Origin of the sequence: Synechococcus sp. R6-7, from assembly GCF_047461695.1 — a bacterium.
Taxonomy (GTDB): Bacteria; Cyanobacteriota; Cyanobacteriia; order Thermostichales; family Thermostichaceae; genus Thermostichus.
Genome location: NZ_JANSHS010000142.1, coordinates 1 through 724, shown reverse-complemented (window position 1 = coordinate 724; position 724 = coordinate 1). Strand labels below are relative to the sequence as shown.

General features: G+C 57.6%; 1 protein-coding gene. It reads left to right on the top strand.

Annotated features, from left to right (window positions below):
• The first annotated feature begins 254 nt into the window (after nucleotides 1-254).
• Nucleotides 255-707, top strand: coding sequence for an Hsp20/alpha crystallin family protein (locus tag NW815_RS04805; RefSeq protein WP_414390191.1), 453 nt, complete (start codon nucleotides 255-257; stop codon nucleotides 705-707).
• The last annotated feature ends 17 nt before the right edge of the window (nucleotides 708-724 follow it).

Genomic DNA, 724 nt, shown 5'->3' with positions numbered 1-724 from the left:
TGCGGGCCTCCAGCCCGAAAATTTGGTGAACCATTGGATTGCCCTGTTTGTTTTCATCCCTCTTCCCCATGAGGTGAGGGGATCCTGCCTATCACAGATCGGTTTGCCCTCCCTCGCTGGGATGGCTTTCTTGGATGATCAGAGCAGGATTTTGTGAATTCAAATCCCAAGTGCAGGCCAAGCCTTCTTTGCCGAGATCTCTTCGCTTCCCTCAACTCCATTGATGACTTAGCCTATTTACCCTAGGAGACACTATGGCAACTCTTTACTTCAGCCCGCTTTTCGAGGTACAAGCTCTGCAAGCGGAGCCCAACCGGGGACGCTCTCGCTCCTTCCTGCCCACTCCTCTGCAGGTTTGGGAGAGCGGCGAAGCCTACACCGTCCAGTTGTGGGTGCCCGGTGCCAATCGGGAACGCTTCCACATCGAGGCCACGGCTCAACAGCTCTCCATCAGCGGCGAGATCCAGGTTCACGGCCCTGAAGGTGCTGAATTGCGCTACCAAGAAGTGGAGCCCCAACCTTTTCAACGCATCCTCAAGCTGGCCCGCCGCATCCAGCCGAAGAAAGTCTCGGCCACCTATCGCGACGGCATCCTCACCCTCACTCTGCCCAAAGCCGACGCAGCGCGGGTGATCAAAGTCCAAGTGGGCGCCTCAAACCCCACTACTCCGACGGAAGCCGTGACGGTGGAAAGCCAACCTGCCTAGGATCCCCAGTCTCTCCC

Bases quoted from the DNA above. Each gene is read 5' to 3' on its own strand.
- NW815_RS04805 (WP_414390191.1), top strand. From the start codon at position 255: ATGGCAACTCTTTACTTCAGCCCGCTTTTCGAGGTACAAGCTCTGCAA.